This window comes from Anoxybacillus sp. ST70 (assembly GCF_019553625.1).
Lineage (GTDB): Bacteria > Bacillota > Bacilli > Bacillales > Anoxybacillaceae > Anoxybacillus > Anoxybacillus gonensis.
In genome coordinates, this window is the sequence record NZ_JAHZOF010000011.1 from 17,848 (window position 1) to 38,126 (window position 20,279).

Annotated in this window: 22 protein-coding genes and 2 pseudogenes; 3 read left to right on the plus strand and 21 right to left on the minus strand. The window is 41.9% G+C overall.

Annotation, left to right across the window (positions count from 1 at the left end):
* Positions 1 to 13 precede the first annotated feature (13 nt).
* The 9 genes from K1I43_RS13130 to K1I43_RS13170 all read right to left on the minus strand — a co-directional run bounded on the left by K1I43_RS13130 (position 14) and on the right by K1I43_RS13170 (position 9,213).
* Positions 14 to 682, minus strand: a complete 669-nt coding sequence (locus tag K1I43_RS13130) for a polysaccharide deacetylase family protein (protein ID WP_019416570.1) — start codon at positions 680 to 682, stop codon at positions 14 to 16.
* A gap of 190 nt (positions 683 to 872) precedes the next feature.
* Complete coding sequence (locus tag K1I43_RS13135; RefSeq protein ID WP_019416569.1) at positions 873 to 2,420, minus strand: acyl-CoA carboxylase subunit beta; 1,548 nt, start codon at positions 2,418 to 2,420, stop codon at positions 873 to 875.
* Positions 2,421 to 2,423: 3 nt separating this feature from the next.
* On the minus strand, positions 2,424 to 3,206 hold the full coding sequence (locus tag K1I43_RS13140; protein ID WP_026011464.1) for an enoyl-CoA hydratase: 783 nt from the start codon (positions 3,204 to 3,206) through the stop codon (positions 2,424 to 2,426).
* Entirely contained in the window at positions 3,206 to 4,096 is an 891-nt protein-coding gene (locus K1I43_RS13145) for a hydroxymethylglutaryl-CoA lyase (protein ID WP_019416567.1), read from the minus strand. Before K1I43_RS13145 ends, K1I43_RS13140 begins: the two co-directional genes overlap by 1 nt.
* 11 nt (positions 4,097 to 4,107) lie before the next feature.
* On the minus strand, positions 4,108 to 4,320 hold the full coding sequence (locus K1I43_RS13150; RefSeq protein WP_019416566.1) for an acetyl-CoA carboxylase biotin carboxyl carrier protein subunit: 213 nt from the start codon (positions 4,318 to 4,320) through the stop codon (positions 4,108 to 4,110).
* On the minus strand, positions 4,313 to 5,671 hold the full coding sequence (gene accC, locus K1I43_RS13155) for an acetyl-CoA carboxylase biotin carboxylase subunit (RefSeq protein WP_026011463.1): 1,359 nt from the start codon (positions 5,669 to 5,671) through the stop codon (positions 4,313 to 4,315). Before accC ends, K1I43_RS13150 begins: the two co-directional genes overlap by 8 nt.
* 12 nt (positions 5,672 to 5,683) lie before the next feature.
* On the minus strand, positions 5,684 to 7,324 hold the full coding sequence (locus K1I43_RS13160; RefSeq protein WP_019416565.1) for an AMP-binding protein: 1,641 nt from the start codon (positions 7,322 to 7,324) through the stop codon (positions 5,684 to 5,686).
* A 12-nt stretch (positions 7,325 to 7,336) separates the two neighbouring features.
* On the minus strand, positions 7,337 to 8,479 hold the full coding sequence (locus K1I43_RS13165) for an acyl-CoA dehydrogenase (protein WP_019416564.1): 1,143 nt from the start codon (positions 8,477 to 8,479) through the stop codon (positions 7,337 to 7,339).
* 98 nt (positions 8,480 to 8,577) lie between these two features.
* On the minus strand, positions 8,578 to 9,213 hold the full coding sequence (locus K1I43_RS13170; protein ID WP_019416563.1) for a TetR/AcrR family transcriptional regulator: 636 nt from the start codon (positions 9,211 to 9,213) through the stop codon (positions 8,578 to 8,580).
* A gap of 161 nt (positions 9,214 to 9,374) precedes the next feature.
* Between K1I43_RS13170 and K1I43_RS13175 the strand changes: the two genes are divergently transcribed.
* Both K1I43_RS13175 and K1I43_RS13180 read left to right on the plus strand, forming a co-directional pair.
* The gene (locus tag K1I43_RS13175; RefSeq protein WP_019416562.1) at positions 9,375 to 9,890 is read left to right on the plus strand and encodes a DUF8052 family protein; all 516 of its coding nucleotides are present in this window, start codon (positions 9,375 to 9,377) and stop codon (positions 9,888 to 9,890) included.
* Positions 9,887 to 11,506: a carbon starvation CstA family protein gene (locus tag K1I43_RS13180; RefSeq protein WP_019416561.1), complete on the plus strand. Its 1,620-nt coding sequence runs from the start codon at positions 9,887 to 9,889 to the stop codon at positions 11,504 to 11,506. The genes K1I43_RS13175 and K1I43_RS13180 overlap by 4 nt, the downstream gene beginning before the upstream one ends.
* A 20-nt stretch (positions 11,507 to 11,526) precedes the next feature.
* Here K1I43_RS13180 and K1I43_RS13185 read toward each other — a convergent pair whose 3' ends face one another.
* The 10 genes from K1I43_RS13185 to K1I43_RS13230 form a co-directional block, all read right to left on the minus strand.
* Positions 11,527 to 12,231 (minus strand): DUF3298 and DUF4163 domain-containing protein, encoded by a 705-nt coding sequence (locus K1I43_RS13185; protein WP_019416560.1) that lies wholly within the window; start codon positions 12,229 to 12,231, stop codon positions 11,527 to 11,529.
* 70 nt (positions 12,232 to 12,301) lie between these two features.
* A complete protein-coding gene (locus K1I43_RS13190) occupies positions 12,302 to 13,345 on the minus strand; it encodes an NAD(P)/FAD-dependent oxidoreductase (RefSeq protein WP_026011462.1) in 1,044 nt (347 codons plus the stop codon).
* Positions 13,346 to 13,438: 93 nt separating this feature from the next.
* The gene (locus tag K1I43_RS13195) at positions 13,439 to 14,200 is read right to left on the minus strand and encodes a MerR family transcriptional regulator (RefSeq protein WP_026011461.1); all 762 of its coding nucleotides are present in this window, start codon (positions 14,198 to 14,200) and stop codon (positions 13,439 to 13,441) included.
* A 95-nt stretch (positions 14,201 to 14,295) separates the two neighbouring features.
* A complete protein-coding gene (locus K1I43_RS13200; RefSeq protein WP_019416557.1) occupies positions 14,296 to 14,775 on the minus strand; it encodes a type II toxin-antitoxin system VapC family toxin in 480 nt (159 codons plus the stop codon).
* Entirely contained in the window at positions 14,760 to 15,041 is a 282-nt protein-coding gene (locus tag K1I43_RS13205; protein ID WP_019416556.1) for a hypothetical protein, read from the minus strand. The genes K1I43_RS13200 and K1I43_RS13205 overlap by 16 nt, the downstream gene beginning before the upstream one ends.
* 65 nt (positions 15,042 to 15,106) lie before the next feature.
* Positions 15,107 to 15,733 carry a response regulator transcription factor gene (locus K1I43_RS13210; protein ID WP_009362392.1) on the minus strand — a complete coding sequence of 209 codons (627 nt, stop codon included), beginning with the start codon at positions 15,731 to 15,733 and terminating at the stop codon, positions 15,107 to 15,109.
* A 13-nt stretch (positions 15,734 to 15,746) separates the two neighbouring features.
* Complete coding sequence (locus K1I43_RS13215; RefSeq protein WP_019416555.1) at positions 15,747 to 16,754, minus strand: sensor histidine kinase; 1,008 nt, start codon at positions 16,752 to 16,754, stop codon at positions 15,747 to 15,749.
* Positions 16,751 to 17,476, minus strand: a complete 726-nt coding sequence (gene liaF, locus K1I43_RS13220) for a cell wall-active antibiotics response protein LiaF (protein ID WP_026011459.1) — start codon at positions 17,474 to 17,476, stop codon at positions 16,751 to 16,753. Before liaF ends, K1I43_RS13215 begins: the two co-directional genes overlap by 4 nt.
* A 73-nt stretch (positions 17,477 to 17,549) precedes the next feature.
* The gene (locus K1I43_RS13225; RefSeq protein WP_026011458.1) at positions 17,550 to 18,170 is read right to left on the minus strand and encodes a PspA/IM30 family protein; all 621 of its coding nucleotides are present in this window, start codon (positions 18,168 to 18,170) and stop codon (positions 17,550 to 17,552) included.
* A gap of 14 nt (positions 18,171 to 18,184) precedes the next feature.
* Positions 18,185 to 18,535, minus strand: coding sequence for a lmo0954 family membrane protein (locus K1I43_RS13230; RefSeq protein ID WP_026011457.1), 351 nt, complete (start codon positions 18,533 to 18,535; stop codon positions 18,185 to 18,187).
* Positions 18,536 to 18,784: 249 nt separating this feature from the next.
* Between K1I43_RS13230 and K1I43_RS13235 the strand changes: the two genes are divergently transcribed.
* Positions 18,785 to 19,732 (plus strand): DMT family transporter, encoded by a 948-nt coding sequence (locus tag K1I43_RS13235; RefSeq protein WP_019416552.1) that lies wholly within the window; start codon positions 18,785 to 18,787, stop codon positions 19,730 to 19,732.
* A gap of 37 nt (positions 19,733 to 19,769) precedes the next feature.
* On the opposite strand, the pseudogene K1I43_RS15725 reads toward K1I43_RS13235, so the two are convergent.
* Both K1I43_RS15725 and K1I43_RS15730 read right to left on the minus strand, forming a co-directional pair.
* Positions 19,770 to 19,898: pseudogene (locus K1I43_RS15725) on the minus strand (IS4 family transposase); the annotation flags it as partial.
* Positions 19,899 to 19,936: 38 nt separating this feature from the next.
* Positions 19,937 to 20,104, minus strand: a pseudogene (locus tag K1I43_RS15730) (ISL3 family transposase); the annotation flags it as partial.
* Between the last annotated feature and the right edge of the window lie 175 nt (positions 20,105 to 20,279).

Here is a 20,279-nt window from a genome sequence, read left to right on the forward strand (position 1 = left end):
TCTCCGTTCCCCTTTATTGTTCGTTCACTTTTACCCATTGAACAGAAGAATGTTGCAATAATTGTTCTAATGCTCGTAACATGTTCGCTGGTGCATGTTGATCAGCTCCGATGGTCGAACCGCTATCATGCAATACGATGATCGCCCCATCTTTTATACTATTCGCTAATCGTCCATAAAGCCGCTCAACGCTCATTGAAGCTTTCCAATCACCAAGAATATATGTCCACATGACGATTTTATACTTTTTTTGCATGAGCACCGTCCATATGTTTAAATGTCCCCATGGCGGACGATAGTATACCGGACGAACGCCTGTCATGTGCTCAATGACACGTGCTGATCGTTCAAGCTCCCATTCCGTAACAAGCGGCGGAAGAAACCAGTTGCTCGTATGGTAATAATGGTGCAAACCGATCGTATGCCCTTCCTCATACATTCTTTTAATAAGATGTGGATATTTTTTCGCCTTCCAGCCGACAACGAAAAACGTCGCTTTTACATTGTATTTTTTCAATAAATCAAGCAACTGAGGCGTGTACACCGGATCTGGACCATCGTCAAACGTCAATGCTACACCGTTTTTCACCTTCTTTTGTACACGAAGTGAGAAAATGCGGACAATCAACGTTGGGAATATGCTATAAATGAGAAATAGTGCGATGAGCCATATGTAAATCAAACGTCAAATCCCCTTTCTCGATTATACAAAAAGATACATGAAGTATGGAACAAAGAGCGTTTTTTAAAAAACAAATGGAGCTTTCTTTTCATCGACACAACATGCAAATGTTGTCGATTTCCGGGGAAATTTCCCGAAAAAAAGGCGATGTTAGAACACATCGCCTCCATTGTACCATATGTCTTGACAACTACACAGGGTAAACCCCATGCTTTCGTTCAGAAAATACCACATATTTCGACATATATGCATCTAATCGTCGAATGAGTTCAGAACGTAACTCATTTGGCGCAATAATGCCATCGACAACCATTTCAGAAGCAAGTCGGTAAATATCGATGTCTTTTCGATATTCTTCACGTTTTTGCTCAATAAAAGCGGCTCGCTCTTCTTCTGGCAGTTCAGCAATTTTATTCGCATATACCGCATTCACGGCTGCTTCTGGTCCCATGACAGCAATTTGTGCATGTGGGAAAGCTAAGCAACAATCCGGTTCAAAGGCTGGACCTGCCATAGCATATAATCCTGCTCCGTATGCTTTTCTGACAATGATTGAAATTTTCGGCACGGTTGCTTCTGACATCGCTGAAATCATTTTTGCACCATGACGAATGATTCCCGCTCGTTCCACTTTCGTTCCGATCATAAAGCCAGGGATGTCTGCTAAAAAGATGAGCGGAATATGAAAAGCATCGCAAAGTGTAATGAATTTCGCGGCTTTATCTGCTGAGTCGTGAAACAACACGCCGCCCTTCATGCGCGGCTGATTAGCGATAATCCCAACCGGTTGGCCGTTGATGCGTGCAAGACCTGTAATGAGTTCAGGTGCAAACAACTTTTTTATTTCACAAAACGTTCCTTCATCGATCACGCGGTCGATTAAATCGTACATATTGAACGGGGCATTTTGATTTTTCGGAATGATTTCTTCAATCGTTTTATCAAACGTCTTTGGCTCTCTTGGCTCCGCCACCGGCGGTTTTTCACTAAAATTGGCTGGAAAGTACGACAAATATTTACGTGCAAAGGCGATCGCTTCTTCTTCCGTTTTCACAAGCACATCACCGCAACCTGAAACAGAACAATGCATGCGAGCGCCACCCATCTCCTCAAGTGTCACTTTTTCACCGATAACCATTTCCGCCATGCGCGGTGAACCGAGATACATCGACGCGTTTCCTTCGACCATAATAACGATATCACAAAACGCAGGGATGTATGCACCACCTGCTGCTGATGGTCCGAACAATAAGCAAATTTGCGGAACTTTTCCAGACAATTTGACTTGATTGTAAAAAATACGTCCTGCTCCTCGTCGTCCTGGGAACATTTCAATTTGATCCGTGATGCGCGCACCAGCGGAATCGACTAAATATAAAATAGGGCATCGTAGTTTGTCAGCCGTTTCTTGAATGCGAATAATTTTTTCTACTGTTCTTGCTCCCCATGAACCTGCCTTGACGGTCGAATCATTTGCCATGACGCATACCGTTTGTCCGTTAATTTTCCCGACCCCTGTCACGACACCATCTGCCGGCAGTCCGTCCGCTAAACAGTTTGCGAAAAATGCATCTTCAAATTGTAGTCCTTCATCAAATAACAGTTTCAAGCGATCACGCACAAACAATTTCCCTTGTTCAGCGTTTTTTTCGTGATATTTGCGCGCTCCCCCTTGTTCAATTTGTTTTCGTTTTTGTTGTAGTTGTTCAACAAGCGATAATTGTTCGTTTGAAATCATACCTTACTCCCCTTTGTACACCGGTTTTCGTTTTTCTTTGAATGCTTGTAACCCTTCTAACCGATCGTTTGTATGAATCGTTCGCTCATATGCCATTTGTTCAATGACAAGCCCTGTATGCATATCGACTTGCACGCCATGGTTTATTGCTGCTTTCGCTTGAGCAACGGCAATCGGGGCGTTATTCGAAATCGCTGTCGCGATTGTAAACGCCTCATCTAACAATTGTTCAGCAGAAACGACGCGCTCGACTAAACCAATCCGCTCCGCTTCTTGTGCTGAAATGCGCCTTGCTGTATAAATCATCTCTTTTGCGCGCCCGATACCAATCAGCCGTGGAAGGCGTTGCGTCCCTCCTGCACCAGGAATGATGCCAAGCGCTGTCTCTGTCAGTCCCATCGTGGCATGTTCAGCAGCGATGCGAATATCACATGCGAGCGCCAATTCAAGTCCACCTCCAAAAGCTCCACCGTTCAGGGCACAAATGACAGGTTGGGGCAATTGTTCGAATCCGTTGATCGTCTCTCGAATGAGCGCAACCGTTTGACGCACTTGTGTTTCATTCATTTTTGCCCGCTCTTTTAAATCTGCCCCTGCGCAAAATGTTTTTTGTCCCGCACCTGTGACAATGACTGCCCGCACGTTCCGATTTAACTTCAGTTCCGCTTGAATGCGCTGCAGTTCGTTTAACATTTTTAATGAAAGAGCGTTCGCCGCATCCGGTCGATTTAGCGTGACAACCGCGATCCCTGCATCAATCGTAGAATAAAGGACAGATTCCATAATTATACATTCCTCCTTACAACGTTCAGGTGATGGCTCGTAAGCGGACGGCCAATTTTCTCTTCTATCCATCGTGCTGCTTCTGTTAAAGGTTCTAGCTGGACACCGCATTCGATCCCCATTTGTGTAAGCATATATACTAAATCGTCTGTCGCTAAATTCCCAGATGCCCCTGGAGCATACGGACAACCACCTAACCCACCGAGTGAACTATCAAAAATGGTTATGCCCATTTGCAGCGATGCAAACACGTTTGCAAGCGCCATACCGCGCGTATTATGAAAATGAAGTGCTATCTTCTCAGCTGGAAACCGCTTCAACAGCCGTTCTAATGTTTGTTGGACTTGGACAGGATTCGCGACACCGATCGTATCACCGAGCGACAGCTCATCAATCCCAAGCTCAAACAATCGTTCAGAAACAGAGATGACGCGTTCAATGCTGACTGTTCCTTCGTACGGACAACCGAACACAGTTGATACGTAACCGCGAACTGTTTTGTTTTCTCGCTTCGCTTCGTCAATCACTTCTTTTAACACAACATACGTTTCTTCCATCGATTTATTAATATTTTTTCGATTATGTGTTTCGCTTGCCGACATAAATACAGCGACTTCATCAATATTCGCTGCTAGCGCACCTTCTAATCCTTTTTTGTTTGGCACAAGCGCAGCATATGTCACTCCTTCTACTCGCTCAATGCGGGAAGCGACTTCATACGCATCGGCAAGCTGCGGAATCCATTTCGGATGGACAAACGACGTCACTTCAATATATGTCAATCCCGTTTGCGAAAGTTGATTAATCCATGCAATTTTATCTTCCGTTTGAATAAATGTCGGCTCATTTTGTAACCCGTCACGCGGACCAACTTCTTTCACTGTTACGCGCATACATACCCCCCCTATTTGATTTCGATTAATACGTCCCCTTCGTTTACGAAATCTCCCTCTTGTACACGAATCGCTTTGACTACCCCACCTACTTGTGAAGCGACTGGTATTTCCATTTTCATCGATTCCAAAATGACAACATCTTGTCCTTCTTCAACGACATCACCTACTTGCACAACAATTTTCCATACGTTCCCTGCCATCAATGCGACAACTTCATGCATGTGTTTTGCCTCCTTTTTTCATATACGTATTCACAAAGTTTGTTGTCGTATGCCCTTGTTGAAATGCTTCATGTGTCAATACAGCCATTAACATCGGTATATTCGTTTTAATTCCTCCGATTTTATATTCATGTAATGCTTCAATCATCGTTGCGATAGCTGTTTGTCGATCACTTCCTTTGACAATACATTTAGCAATCATCGGATCGTAAAAAGGGGTAACGACAGAACCGCTTTGTACCGCAATTTCATGGCGTACATGTTCCCCACTCGGCAGTTGTAAAGATGTAATCGTTCCAGGGGAAGGGAAAAATGTGTTTGGGTCTTCGGCGTAAATACGCACTTCAATCGCATGCCCTTCTCGTTTTACTTCAGATTGTGAAAAAGGAAGTTTTTCTCCCGCTGCAATGCGTAGTTGTTGTTCGACAATGTCAATGCCTGTAATTTCTTCTGTGACAGGATGTTCTACTTGCAGACGTGTATTCATTTCAAGAAAATAAAAGTTTTTTTGTTCATCCACGAGAAATTCAATCGTCCCTGCGTTTGTATATCCAATATGTTTTGCTGCTTGTACAGCTGCCTCTCCCATTTTTTTGCGCGTTTCTTCGTCTAAAAACGGGGATGGGGCTTCTTCAACAACTTTTTGATGTCGGCGTTGAATGGAGCACTCTCTTTCCCATAAATACACGCAGTTTCCATGTTGATCGGCTAACAGTTGAATTTCAATATGGCGCGGATTATCAATATATTTTTCGACATACATCGCTCCATCTCCAAAAAAGGAAGCGGCACGATTTTTGTTTCCTTCAAATGCTTTGCGTAGCTGCTCTTCGTCATAAACAAGTTGCATGCCAATCCCTCCGCCGCCTGCCGATGCTTTCAACATGACCGGATAGCCGATGTTGTTTGCTACATGTACTGCTTCATCGACATCAGCAAGCGGAAAGGAGATGCCGGGCACAATCGGCACCCCTGCTTCCGCCATCGTTTGTCTTGCTTCAATTTTACTCCCCATTTTCGCGATGACATCCGGTTTTGGACCGATAAAGACGATCCCTTCCTCTTCGCATCGACGAGCAAATGTTGCATTTTCTGAAAGCAAACCGTAGCCAGGGTGAATAGCTTCCGCGTTCGTTTCTTTTGCAATCGAAATGATTTTTTCGATATTTAAATAGCTCTCATTCACGCGAGCTTTTCCAACCATATGCGCCTCATCCGCTTGTTTTACATGAAGCGATTCGGCATCCGCTTCCGAATAGATGGCGACCGTTTGGATGCCAAGCTTTTGGCACGTGCGAATGATACGTAAAGCAATTTCCCCTCGATTAGCAATAAGTACTTTTGAAAACATGCTCTTCCTCCCTTATACATGCTTTTTCTGTTCGACTCGTTCACGCGCCCATTCGCGCAATTTAAATTTTTGAATTTTCCCTGATGCAGTCATCGGATATGATGTTGTAAATTCGATATATCGCGGAATTTTATGGCGCGATATGCGCCCTTCACAAAACGAACGAATGTCTTCGGCGGTAGCGTGTTCTCCTTCTTTCAAAATGATCCACGCCATCACTTCTTCTCCATACGTTTCATCTGGAACACCAACAACTTGCACATCGAGCACTTTTGGGTGTTTGTATAAAAATTCTTCAATTTCTCGCGGATAAATATTTTCTCCACCACGAATGATCATATCTTTTAATCGCCCTGTAATGCGGAAGTAACCGTTCTCATCCATAACCGCTAAGTCTCCTGTATGCAACCAGCCTTCCTCATCAATCGCCTCGCGCGTCGCAGCAGGGTTGTTATAATATCCTTTCATGACATGGTATCCGCGCGTACATAACTCACCTTGAACACCCGGTGGCACTTCTTGATTTGTAGCTGGGTCGACAATTTTCACTTCCACATGTGGAAGTGCGCGTCCTACCGTTTCTACCCTCAATTCGATCGGATCGTCCGTACGCGTCTGTGTAATGACAGGTGAAGATTCCGTCTGTCCGTATGCAATAGTAATTTCTTTTGCTCCCATCTTTTCAATGACTGCTTTCATCACTTCAATCGGGCAGTTCGATCCTGCCATAATACCTGTGCGTAAAGAAGATAAATGATATGATGCAAAATCAGGATCGTTTAATTCCGCGATAAACATCGTTGGCACGCCATGGAGCGCCGTACATTTCTCATCTTGCACCGTCTGCAACACTTGTTTTGGATGGAATTGCTCAAGAGGTACCATTGTTGCCCCAACTGTCACACAAGCAAGCGTTCCGAGCACGCAACCGAAACAATGGAAAAACGGTACGGGAATACATAAACGATCTTCTTTTGTTAATTTCATGCACTCAGCAATGTAATACGCGTTATTGACAATGTTATGATGTGTAAGCATGACGCCTTTTGGGAATCCTGTCGTTCCTGAGGTATATTGCATGTTGATGACATCATGTGGTTCGAGGGAGTTCATTCGTTCATCTAGTGCTGCGTCTTCGACATATTCCGCCATGGCTAAGAGGTCGTTCCATGAAAATGTTCCAGGATAACGTTGTTCACCTAATACGATGACGTTTCGTAGTTGTGGAAGTCGTTTTGCCCGCAGTTTTCCAGGTTCACAATAAGCAAGTTCAGGTGCAATTTCGTAAATCATGTCGATATAAGAAGCGTCGCGGTACTGTTCCATTAAAATAATCGTTGTGGCATCGGATTGCTTTAACAAATATTCAAGTTCTGCTGTGCGATAATTTGTGTTTACTGTAACAAGTACTGCTCCCATTTTTCCTGTCGCAAACTGGCATGTAAGCCATTCCGGTTTATTCGTTGCCCAAACAGCAATGTGCTCTCCCACTTCAATGCCAAGTTTCATCAATCCTTTCGCAACGAGGCGACAGTAATCGTTGAATTGACGATACGACCAACGCAATTGACGGTCCGCATACACAACCGCTTCATGATTGGGATGGATGGACGCTTTTTGTTCAAGCAACTGACCAACTGTAATATGAAGCATGCTTTCCCTCCTCTAGCATCCTAGTTGACGAGCAATGACTAGCCGCTGAATTTCTGATGTTCCTTCGCCAATTTCCATCAGTTTGATGTCGCGAAGATGACGTTCAACACCGTATTCTTTCATATATCCGTATCCACCGTGAATTTGAATCGCTTGATTACAAATGTGAAATCCTGTTTCGGAAGCAAATAATTTTGCATACGCTGCTTCTTTTGTAAACGGCTTGCCTTGATCTTTTAACCATGCCGCCTTGTACACCATATTGCGCGCAAGCTCCAATTGCATTGCCATGTCAGCAAGTTTAAACTGGATGGCTTGAAATTTCGCGATCGGTTGCCCGAACTGTTTTCGCTCCTTTGCATACTGAAGTGCTTTCTCGAATGCGGCTTGCGCGATGCCGACAGCTAACGCCGCAATGGAAATGCGTCCTCCATCTAGCGTATATAAAAACTGCTTAAATCCTTTTTTCGGATCGCCTAATATATTTTCTTTTGGCACACGTACATCTTGCAAAACAAGCTCACACGTATTGGATGCACGAACGCCCATCTTGTCATAATGACAATTAATCGAAAACCCTGGCGTATCCGTCGGAACGATGAGCGCAGAAATGATATTTTTCCCTTGTTCATCCTTTCCTGTGACAGCGGTTACAATCACTTGGCGAGCATAACCTGCATTTGTAATCCAACATTTTTCTCCGTTAATGACGTACTCATCGCCATCTAGAATCGCGCGCGTTTGCGTTCCGCCCGCATCAGACCCTGCGTTTGGTTCCGTCAATCCGAACGAGCCGAATGCCTCACCTTTTGCCATCGGTACAAGCCACTCTTTCTTCTGCTCTTCTGTTCCGAAATAGTAAATTGGACTAGCACCGAGCGATACAGCTGCCGCATAACTTAACCCTGTTCCGCCACACGCTCGACCAATTTCTTCAACCGCAATCGCATACGAAATCGTGTCTCCACCAGAACCGCCATATTGTTCAGGGAACGGAATGCCAAACAGTCCAAGCTCGCCCATTTTTTTGAACGTCTTAATTGGAAAAATGGCCTCCTCATCCCATTTCGACGCGTATGGGGCAATTTCCTTTTCCGCAAAATCGCGAACCATCTCTTTAATCATTTGTTGTTCTTTCGTTAATTCAAAATGCATCGCTTTTCTCCTCCTCTATAAAAATGAAAATATATGAAACCAACAAGCCTGTTTTGATAGCAAACCGACTAGTTGGTCTGTACGCTATGCAACATTCGTCATTCGTCGCCCACATGCGACAAAAGAAATGACGAAATATCTTCATCTCGCTTCGCCTCTTCTGTCAAAAGCGAATGTAAAATTAAATCATTAAAGGCTGTGGCGATTTGTTCAATCGACATCGGTCCATCAGGCTTATACCATTTATACATCCAGTTCACCATGCCGATGATCGACAATCCCGCAATTTCAACAGGCACTTCTGCACGAAATTGTTTTGCTTCAATACCTTCACGAAGCACTTGAAAAATAATTTGCTTATACTGCTCACGTTTTGCGTTAATTTTTTCAGCGTATTCCGGCTTTAAATATGCTGCCTCTTGATTGAACACTGTAATGTGCGGTTTATATATATGGAAAACTCTTACAAACGACTGGATGATTGCACATAGCCGTTTAGTTGGTGTCTTATATTTTACATATGCTTCTTGAGCTTTATTTAGCACATACGTAATAAATACATCATGAATATGGTAAAGCAGTTCATCTTTCGACTTAAAATTATGATAAAATCCCCCTTTTGACGCTCCACATTCAGCAACAATTCGATCAACCGTCACCCCGTGATATCCATATTTTTCAAACAACGTGAGCGCCGTTTCAATAATGCGATCTTTTAATTGCTTTTCGACCATGCTTATAAACTCCTTTTTGTTGTATTTTAACACAATTTTCAGAAAAGTTAAATGATTTTATCGTTCTAACAAGTAGTATTTTATTAAGAAAAAAGAAACTATTGAAATGTTTTACATTTTTAAATATAATAATATTCAGAAAATTTTAAAAGGTGGCTGCAATGAATATAAACAAATATATCCATAACCTAACAACAATTCTTACACCTTATTTCAACGTTTATCGAGATGAAAAGCTTGGCACATTGTCTTTACCTTTTTATGCCCATTATCACCGACGTGATGAGAAATATTTTATGACAAAAAAATCTAAAATTTGGGCTGTTGAAAATGAGCAATTTATTTTTGTGTGGCAAAAAGAAAATATCGTGACAAGAGAAGACATCATACAATTCTCTCAAACATTTATCAATCATGTGCCGAACTACATATCCAACCATCAAGATCATATGTCTACCGTTTTCATCGGGGCAATTGTCGCACCAAATGCATGTGATGAAGCGATAAAGGAGGTGAAACGATTTCGCAAGCTACAATTTATTCGTTTCGGATTACACGGTTGGCTCGAGTGTTATATGGCTATCATCGCTTTAGACTCAAAACAATTATTTACTCACCGAAAAGCTCGGTCGTTTACACATGTTTTCGAAAAACCATTTGAGGAGGATGTGCGTTGAACTTATTAACGTTGTTACTTGTTTGCGGAGTCATTTTAGTCATTGCCTATTTTACATATGGACGCTTTCTCGAAAGACAATTGAAAGTCGATAGCAACCGGAAAACACCAGCGTATGAAATGTATGATGGTGTAGATTACGTGCCAGCAAAAAAACCTGTTTTACTTGGACATCATTTCGCTACAATCGCTGGAGGGGGACCAATTGTAGGCCCCATCACTGCTGCTGTGTTCGGTTGGTTTCCTGCTGTTTTATGGATTATGATCGGAGGCATTTTTATTGGCGGTGTTCATGATTATACATCATTGCAAGCTTCGATTCGCCATAAAGCACAATCGATCGGGACGATTATTAAACAATATATGGGAAGTCGCGGACAAGTATTATTTTTAACTTTCTCTATCGCGACACTTATGCTCGTTGTTGGTGTATTTATTATTTTAGTTGCAAATACGTTTGTCGCTGTTCCAGAAGCGGCTACAGCGTCTGTTTTATTCCTCGGCATTGCGATTATTTTTGGTTTTTTCGTTAATCAAATGCGAATGAACTTATTTATAGCCAGCGTGCTAGGGGTTATCGCTATGCTCTTATCTGTATGGGTTGGCATTCAATATCCACTTTCGTTAAGTGCAACAACATGGTCACTTATTTTACTAGGTTACGCATACGCTGCATCGGTATTACCTGTCTGGATTTTGTTACAACCACGCGATTATTTAAACTCATTTCTTTTATACGGCATGATTGCTGGGGCTGCTGTCGGCATGATTATCGCTGCACCGACTATTCAGTTTCCAGCGTTTACAGGTTTTTATCACGAAAAACTTGGATTTTTGTTTCCAATTTTGTTCATTACAATCGCTTGCGGTGCTATTTCAGGCTTCCATTCGCTCGTATCATCTGGAACGACGGCAAAACAGCTTGATAATGAGAAAAACGGGAAATTTATCGCCTATGGTGGTATGTTGTTAGAGAGCTTTTTGGCAATCATTTCAGTTGGAACGGTCGCGTATTTAACACAAGCTGACTTTGCGACTCGTATGAGTGAACTTGGTGGACCAATTGGTACATTTTCTGCTGGTGTTGGTTATTTTATGTCCCATGTCGGCATCCCAGAAGCAACAGCAGTTACATTTACCGCACTTACAGCATCCGCTTTCTTATTAACAACATTAGATTCGGCAACACGGTTAATGCGCTACGCCATTCAAGAACTTGGTGAAGAGCGGACAAACGCATTTAAAAATAATCATGTCGCAACAACAGTTGGTCTTATTGGCGCTGGAGCGCTTGCATTATCAGGAACATGGCAGTCCGTCTGGCCGCTTTTCGGGGCAGCGAATCAAATGCTCGGTGCGCTTGCTTTGTTAGCTGTTTCCGCATGGCTCATGAAAATTGGCGCCAAATCGTTTTATGTTGTCATCCCAATGGTGTTTATGCTCGCTGTCACGATTGCTGCTCTTTGCGTGTTAATGTACCAAAACGCATTAACACAAAATTGGCTATTAGCTGGTTCTGCTTTCATCCTTTTCGTTTTATGCATTTTCTTGGCTATTGAAGGATGGGGAGCGATGACGAAAACAACGAAAAAAGAAGTCGTTTCTTACCACCGATAAATGAAATGAAGCTAGCGCTTTTATTGCGCTAGCTTCGTTTTCATATATGGTCGCAAAGTTGAAAATGGAATAAGAAATTCGCGAATGCCTGCGGCGTATGGGGCTATTTCATAAAGGCCGTAATAGACGACAATACCATCTTTCGTCATATAATAAGGTTGATCATTTGGCATCTTTTGCACAACAGCGATGGCGTTGTCAAAATACAAATCGTTTTCTTTTTTTATTTGAGCCATCACTTCGTCTATAATCACTTGTTTGTATTTCGTTCCTTTTTTAAATAAGTCGCTTAGTTGCAACGATTTCCCTGTATGGAAATCGAAATTGTTTGGCACTTTCACTGTCATTCCGTGCGCCCCACCTGTATAGCTATATAACGTAACAGGAATGCTTAAAATGCCACGTTGATTGTACGTCACCTCATAATTACTGACTGCCGCATGTAGCCGATATGGAAATCCTTCCTTTTTACTGATCGCCATATTTTCTCGCGCTTGCTTTTCTACTTCACGTTTTAAATCAAGCGACTCCTTTCGCAATAAACGATTGACTTGGCGTTGGAACGATTGGTTGATCGAGCCGGATACAATCGGAATGTTTAAATCGACTTCCATCAGTTCATTTGTATATTTCATTTGCTTCGTTGTCACAGTAAGTGGCTGACTGTACGCCGTCAATATAAATAACGCCAACACCATCATCCATATCGTCCGTTGTTTGAACACGATGTTCACCTCGTTTGTTTTACCGAAAGTTTGCGTTGAAACAAACGGGTTTATACATCATCGCTATGATTTATTTTAACATTTGTTTCACTAACTCTCGATTTCGCTCCTTAAACGCTTCGTGGTGAGATGAAACCATCGCATACGGATCGGCAGTTGGTTCAATAAACCGTTTCGCGCTATTTACTGCATTCGCTGCGTCTTGGAAAGCCCCTGTAAGTAAATATAACTTCCCATCATATTTCAAAATATCTCCTGCTGCATATAAACCTGGAACAGAACATTCACCTTTTGCGTTCCCTGCAACATAATGATCGTCTGCCATTTGAATTGGCAACTCGCTATTCATAAGCAATGAAGCATCTCGTTCATACCCATGGCTAATAATGACATCATCTACATCGAGTTCAAACACATCGCCCGTTTCATGATTTGTCAATACCACTCGCTCAATCGTTTCATGATTCGCACTAGCAACTAATTTTGTAATGGACGTATGAAAAAAGCAAGTTGCTGAACTGTTCAATAATTGCGTCACTGGCGCTTCATGCCCTTTTAACGATTCATTGCGATAAGTCACATATACTTTTTTGGCAATCGGCACGAGCTCATTTGCCCAATCAATCGCTGTATTTCCCCCGCCTGAAATGATCACCGTTTTCCCTTTAAACTGTTTTAACGATTTCACCGTATAATGTAAATTTGTAATTTCAAATTTTTCGGCTCCTTCAATTTGAAGCTTTTGCGGTTTTAATATACCGCTTCCTACTGCAATAATGACCGTTTTCGACACATGTTGTTGTCCGGATGATGTTTGTAAAACAAATATCCCGTCCTCTCTTCGCCGAATCGCTTCAACTTTTTCATTTAATACAACGGTTGGATGAAAGGTCATCGCTTGTTTAACAAGTTGCTCACGTAATTTCTCTCCCGTAATCGGAGCATGTCCCCCAACATCCCAAATCATTTTTTCTGGATACACATGCAATTTCCCACCTAATTGTGGCTGATATTCAATCAGTTTTGTTTTCATTTCTCGAAGTCCACTATAAAACGTCGCATACAGCCCCGCCGGACCGCCTCCAATAATCGTCACATCGTATAGTTGTTCCATCGCTATCACCTTTTAAATTTGATTATCATTCTCATTTAAATATACATCTTTTTTCAAACTTTTACAATGTAAAAAAGACAGGCTTATGCCTGCCTACTTTTTGCCTGTGTAAATGAAAATGGCGTCACGAAGAAACTCCGCCATTCCTGGCTGTTTTTGATCGTAGTATGCTTTAAACCTTTCATCATCCACATACATTTGTGCCAATCCTGCATGTGCTTCTTTTGAGTAATGGTCCCAAAAATAGCCTAACCATTGACGATGCAAATCGGCTGCTTTTTGGGCAAGCTCTCCCGCTGGGTCGCCAGTCAAAAACGCTTCATGCAATACGCGTAATACTTCTTCGCCAAGCTTTGTTACTTCTTCGTATTGTGCTTGCGTCATGTTTTTTACTTTTTCGTTTGATTTGTTCACTTGCTCATCGCCGTATTTTTCCCGAATTTCTTTGCCATATTTTCGTTCGTTCTCGTCAATGAGCTGCTGTTTAAACGCCTCAAATTTTTCTTTGTCGCTCATCATCATTCTCCCTTCTTTCGCTAATAGTGTTTTTTCGACATTGGCGATTAACGCCTCTAATCGCCTCCGTTCTGCCAAGAGTTTTTCGCGATGCTGCTTCAACGCCTGTACGTCGTCAAATGACGGGGACGTGATGATTTGCTTAATCGTTTCTAAATCAACCCCAAGTTCGCGATAAAACAAAATTTGCTGGAGTTGGTCTACCTCTTTCGAGCCGTATATGCGATAGCCTGAGGCGTTTACTCTCGCTGGCTTCAAAAGACCGATTTCATCATAATATCGCAGCGTTCGGCTCGTAACCCCCGCCAATTTCGCTAGTTGCTGCACCGTATATTCCATTCGCTCACCTCCTGACAATTTCATGATAAACGTTTACGTAACGTCAATGTAAAGCAAAAAAATAAAAAATCTCGCCATAAAATTAGGAGTTTTTGCTACATGTTTTCTCTCTTTCTTTTATACATTTGTTGAAATTCTTGAAAGTCGGTATGATTTGTAATTGGATTGATGAGCGGAAAATCAAAGTATTCACTTATCCATTTAAAATCTTTATCATTATTACTAACTAACGGGATGCGATGTACAATAGCTGTCGCTGCGATGAGCGCATCTGGTCCTTTCGGAACTCTTCTACCCAATAATTTTGCCTTTCTTCTAATTTCGCCTGCCTTCATAGCAATCGGACTAGTAATATCAATAATTTCATCTATCATCTTGTATACGTAATCCTCTCTAATTTGCTTAACGATTGGATTCGTTTCAATTTCGTAGTGAGACATGAGCTCCATTTCAATTACAGTATTAATGACCAACGACTGTTCACTTTTAATTAATTCACGTATATAAAAAACAACATCTGGATAACCCATTTCGTGAGCGACCCAGATGTTGCTATCGATTAACTTTCGGCACACGTTTCATCCTCCCGATCATATTCTCGATTGGCAATTCGAATGCTTTCTTCTACTCCCTTTACGCTAAAATAATCAGCACTACCTGCTAGTTTTTCAGCGAGGACTAACTTCTCTTCTTTCGTTAACCGTTTTCTTTCAGGTTTCAATATGACCTTATCTCCCTCCTCAATAATCACGATGGCATGTTCCGTTTCAAATAAAACGTTGTTTTTTCGAGAATAAACCCACCTTTTCAACAATTCAAAATCATTTGCTGAAATACGCATCTCCACCCCTCCTTTCAATATTTTTACCTTATTATAACAAATTTCGCACCGTACACAATATGCAATTATTTAACCAACCCGTGTTTAAATGCATAAATGACCGCTTGCGTCCGGTCTTGGACGTCTAGTTTCGCTAAAATATTGCTGACGTGGACTTTGACCGTTTTTAACGAAATAAACAGCTCCTCGGCAATTTCTTGATTCGTTTTTCCTTGTGCAATGAATAACAACACTTCCATCTCGCGACTCGTTAGTTTTTCGTGTGGAAGCGATTGTTTCCGCATGTTGTTCATCATTTTCCCCGTTACTTCTGGTTCGAATACCGATTGCCCATGAAACGTGGCACGAATCGCATTCGCAATTTCGCTTGCTTTCGACGTTTTTAACATATAACTGACTGCCCCTGCTTCAATCGCTGGATATACTTTATCATCGTCTAAAAAACTTGTGACAATCATAATTTTTGCGTCTGGCCAAGCGCTGATAATTTGTTTCGTTGCTTCAATGCCGTCCATCGGCTCCATCACTAAATCCATTAAAATAATATCCGGGCGAAGTTGAAGCGCAAGTTCAACCCCTTTTTCTCCGCTTTCTGCTTCCCCGACAACTTCCATATCCGGTTGGGCGGATAAATACGCAGAAACACCAAGCCGCACCATTTCATGGTCATCGACAAGCAATACTTTAATCACCTTGCTTCCTCCCTTACACAAGCGGTACTTTCACTTCTAGCCGAGTTCCTTTATTTTTTGCGCTAACGATTTTTAACGTCCCACCGATTTCGGTCGCTCGTTCGTACATATGCTGTAAGCCATAAGAGCCGCTTTTTGTCCGCTCGACATCAAAGCCCACTCCATCATCCGACACGCGCAAAATGACAAATCCATCTCGTTCAAGCAACAATACTTCTAGCATCGTCGCTTTCGCATGACGAAGCGTATTAGATACCGATTCTTGTAAAATACGGAATAAATGATCTTCCACCCCGCGATCAAGCGTCACATCTTCTATTTTCCACTTTATCTCCATCGGCACTTTTTGAGCAAGTTCCGTCAATAGCTCTCTCATTCCATCTTGAAGCGACTTTCCTTTCAGCTGTACAGGCCGTAGATGAAGCAACAATGCCCGCATTTCCAATTGGGATTGGTGAATCATTTGTTCAACAAGCTTCAATTGCTTTTTCTCTTGTTCGCTTCCTGTATATGTTTCCATTAGTGCGGACATCATCATCGATGCTGCAAATAGCTGTTGGCTGACGGAATCATGCAATTCGCGCGCTAGACGATTTCGTTCTTCTGAAATAATTCGCTCGATTAGCTCCCCTTCGTTTTCCACTTTTTCTGTCACCAATTTTTGCGTGAGCTTCGTTTGTTCAAACGAATGTTTTTGCAGCTTTTCGATTCTCTCCCACACATCCGCAAGTTCTTTTGCCGTTTGTTGGCGCGGTAGCTCTGTATTCCCTTGTTCGATTTGAAGCAACGCATGTTCAATGGCTCGCCACTGTTTTCGCCAAAACCAATCGAACGAAACGCCAAAAAGCACGCCGATAACCCCGCTTGCCATAAATAAAAAAGCGACAAACGGCACCCCGAGCACTGTTTCGTCCCATAGTGCCGACCACTTCGCAGGTGGAAACGTAAAAGCATACGAAAGAAATAATACAACCGAAACGGTAAAAGCGAGTAGAAGTGCCCCAACAATATGTCGATTCATATTCGTTTCACCTCAACATTTCCAACCGCCATTGAGGTGATGATTTTTAACTTCTGTTCGGACGTTTCATACGCTGGCGTTTGATAAATAAACGTTTGATTCCATAGCCGCTCCGTTTCTCTTGAAAAAATAGACGCTGCCCCAAACAGCACGGAATGAACGACGCTCACTTCCATTTCATATGGAACAAAAATGTGCACATTGCCAATCCAGCCGCGGATAACGATCACCGCTTCCCCTTTCGGAACGACCGCATAACTTAAATCAACGACTGTATCGCCAATGCCTGTTTGAATGTTCACATCGCTCCATTCATACGCATGCTCGGGCGTTTTTTGCCGACCGAACAACATGTTTTGAAAAAGCGGCTGACGAAAAACGAGCTCTGTTTCCGCTTCGTTTGTTTTCATCTCTGGACGAATCACAGCAGGCTGTCTTTTCGACTGTGCAAACTTGATGAGCACATAAAACAATAGTGCGACAAGTAAAAACCTCACCGTAATCATCGTGAACACATGGACAAAAAGACTGATGCACCCAAACCAGAAGACGATTTTCCCAAGTTTCCGATACCATTTTTTTCTTCCGATATAAATCAATCCTGCCGAAAAAAGGACAGAGAAAACAATGCCTGGATGAAAAAACGAAATTTCCAGCGCCAAAATAATGAGCGCAAGAAGCACTACCCAACTCACATAGTCGGTCGTTTTTTGTTGATTCACGGGGCTTCCCCCTTTCTGCGATAAATCAATAAAACGAAAAAGGCGCAACAACGTACGCCTTTAGCATATATGTTTATTGCTCTTGCTGCAACCGCTTTTCTAATTCCGCAATGCGCGCGTCAATCGTATGGCGATAATAATCTGATTGCACTCGTTGCTCGAGGCGCTCTAAATACGATTCCGTATCCGCAAACGTAGAAAGCGCTGGGCTTTTATCTTCTAGTACACGATTCATACGGTAATGCGCCCGTGCGATATTTTCCCGCCCCATCAGCTCCATGCGGCGCATATGCATATCTTTGAGTTGATGTTTCATTTGTTCGTATTTTTTCTCTAGTTCCAATAGCTGTTCGTTTGTTTGCTCAAGCAATTGCTGTAATCGCGTCGCTCGCTCTTCATACTGCATTTGCTCATGAGACGCAAACGCAAACAACTCTGACTCCCCAGCTTTTGAAGCAATATCCGCCTGTTTCTTCCGCTTTTGGGCAAGCTGCATAGCTTCGCGATATTCGCGCGTAAACTGCTCTTTCAATAAGTATTGCCGCTCAAGCAGCTTCCGTACTTTTTCTACTTCTTGTTCGCATTGGCGTAAGTATTCATTTAGCACCGCAATCGGATTTTTCTTTTCCTTTTCATCCAACCATTCATGAATATCGGCCGCAATCATCGTTTTCACGCGAGAAAGTAAACCCATTGTCCTTCACTCCTTTAATAATGTTTTTGTAGTTCCGCCCACTGTTTTTCAAAGTGAACGAACGGATCATCGACCACTTGTACTACTTCTTTCGGTTCGTTCCATTTTTTATACACGACATAAAGCACATACGCCGCTACAATGGCGATCAGCGCTGGTACATTCGAAACACTCGCCATCAGCGCCGCCAAGCCAATGAGCGCCCAAACGATTTTGCCAAACGCCGAATCGGCTTTGAAAAACTTTTTCACCGCATAATACAAAATTGCCAAACTGATCGCTAACGCAACAAGCGGACCGAGGTGAAACATAAGCACGAACACCGCTATACCGCCTAAAAACAACCATCCGATTTTTTTTAACATCCCTTTCGCCTCCTTCCTTGCTTTCATCTTACCGCTTCTTGCTTTTTTCTATCATGTCCCACAGCTATATTTTCACCTACGACTTAAGGCGTATTTTTAATGAATTGTAGCTTGAGTGAAAGTCGTTTCAATTTTTAACTCTATTACATAATTTAGTGGTGTTTTTTCAAAAAATTTTTTAAAATATCTACAACGCTCTGAACGGCTCAATCTATCATAATTTTTATATTCCGAGGTGAAAAATGAATCATGAATAGAAAAAAAGGATTGTTTTTAGTCCTCACCGGAGCATTATTTTGGGGGATTGGGGGAACTGTATCAAAAAAACTTTTTCAGTATGGCATCGATGTAGATTGGCTTGTAACGACAAGATTACTCGTAGCTGGTTTTTTACTTTTAATCGTTCAATTTGTTAGGAAAGAAGAGCGCACAAAAATATTTTCCATTTGGAAAACGAAAAAAGCAGCTATCTCATTAATTACCTTCGGATTGCTCGGTATGCTGGCTGTTCAATATACGTATATGGCTTCCATTAAACACGGTAACGCAGCTGTCGCCACATTATTGCAATATTTAGCACCTGTTATGATTATCATTTACTCCGTTTTTCGCAGACAAGCTACTATAACAAAAAGAGATGTAGTGACGATTTCGCTCGCCTTAGTTGGTTGCTTTTTCTTATTAACAAACGGTTCTGTTTCCCAACTATCTGTACCACTGCTCGCAATTGTTTGGGGTTTTTTATCTGGCATCGCTTTAGCATTTTATACTTTATATGCTGTTCCTTTACTGAAACAATATCATTCACTTGTCGTTGTCGGCTGGTCCATGATAATCGGCGGCTTAGCACTAAGCTTTGTTCATCCACCCTGGCAAATGGATTTTAAACACTTAACAATAGAAACGTACTTATACTTAATTTTCGTTATTATATTCGGTACAATGATTGCATTTTGGTTTTATATCGAAAGCTTACAAAGTCTATCGCCTAAAGAATCAAGCCTATTAGGCAACATTGAACCACTCGCCGCTGTTTTAACAACCGTTTTTTGGTTAAAAGAACCTTTTGGTTTTTTTCAATGGATTGGCACAGCTTGCATTATTACTATGATGTTATTGATAGCATTAAATAAAAAATCATCCATAACCGACCATCAATATGCATACGAATCAAAAAATTCACAAACGTTAGGGTGATTACTACATTATTTTTATGTTTTATCACGCCTGTTGATTATCCAAAATTAGGCATACTCCTCCCATATATTCGAGTATGCTCGAATAAGACAGCTGCCATCTCGGATTGCCATTCGAGAGGAAGTTGCCTAGAGAAAAAACGACGGACAAACGAAAAAAGAGTAAGGCGGTTTTTCCCCACGGTGATAGTCGTGGAATCTACTACTGTTTCTTTTTTCCTGTCATGTTGACTATGCGTTTCAAGCAGACAGGATATAACTGGTATTGTTCAGGCAAAGAAAGTTCGAAAATCCAACATTTTTCTTCTTTTCGTACCTTTTGAACCAAAACATCTGGTAAATCGATGAGTTCTTTGATAAACTGAGGGTACACGCGAATGTTCCTCCAATGGTTTGGTTTGGTCACCTTTACCATACAGGAAAATTCGCATTTTTTGTACCCTCTAATTTCTCTATGCACACCGATCTTAAATCATCAAGTACAACTTGTGGTGAAGAGCCTTTATGAGTCTTATAAAACTCATTCATTACCCTTAATTGAATGAAAA

Bases quoted from the DNA above. Each gene is read 5' to 3' on its own strand.
- K1I43_RS13135 (WP_019416569.1), bottom strand. From the start codon at position 2,420: ATGATTTCAAACGAACAATTATCGCTTGTTGAACAACTACAACAAAAA.
- K1I43_RS13145 (WP_019416567.1), bottom strand. From the start codon at position 4,096: ATGCGCGTAACAGTGAAAGAAGTTGGTCCGCGTGACGGGTTACAAAAT.
- K1I43_RS13150 (WP_019416566.1), bottom strand. From the start codon at position 4,320: ATGCATGAAGTTGTCGCATTGATGGCAGGGAACGTATGGAAAATTGTT.
- accC (WP_026011463.1), bottom strand. From the start codon at position 5,671: ATGTTTTCAAAAGTACTTATTGCTAATCGAGGGGAAATTGCTTTACGT.
- K1I43_RS13160 (WP_019416565.1), bottom strand. From the start codon at position 7,324: ATGCTTCATATTACAGTTGGTCAGTTGCTTGAACAAAAAGCGTCCATC.
- K1I43_RS13165 (WP_019416564.1), bottom strand. From the start codon at position 8,479: ATGCATTTTGAATTAACGAAAGAACAACAAATGATTAAAGAGATGGTT.
- K1I43_RS13170 (WP_019416563.1), bottom strand. From the start codon at position 9,213: ATGGTCGAAAAGCAATTAAAAGATCGCATTATTGAAACGGCGCTCACG.
- K1I43_RS13175 (WP_019416562.1), top strand. From the start codon at position 9,375: ATGAATATAAACAAATATATCCATAACCTAACAACAATTCTTACACCT.
- K1I43_RS13190 (WP_026011462.1), bottom strand. From the start codon at position 13,345: ATGGAACAACTATACGATGTGACGATTATTGGAGGCGGTCCGGCGGGG.
- K1I43_RS13195 (WP_026011461.1), bottom strand. From the start codon at position 14,200: ATGGAATATACGGTGCAGCAACTAGCGAAATTGGCGGGGGTTACGAGC.
- K1I43_RS13205 (WP_019416556.1), bottom strand. From the start codon at position 15,041: ATGCGTATTTCAGCAAATGATTTTGAATTGTTGAAAAGGTGGGTTTAT.
- K1I43_RS13215 (WP_019416555.1), bottom strand. From the start codon at position 16,754: ATGAATCGACATATTGTTGGGGCACTTCTACTCGCTTTTACCGTTTCG.
- K1I43_RS13225 (WP_026011458.1), bottom strand. From the start codon at position 18,170: ATGGGTTTACTTTCTCGCGTGAAAACGATGATTGCGGCCGATATTCAT.
- K1I43_RS13230 (WP_026011457.1), bottom strand. From the start codon at position 18,535: ATGTTAAAAAAAATCGGATGGTTGTTTTTAGGCGGTATAGCGGTGTTC.
- K1I43_RS13235 (WP_019416552.1), top strand. From the start codon at position 18,785: ATGAATAGAAAAAAAGGATTGTTTTTAGTCCTCACCGGAGCATTATTT.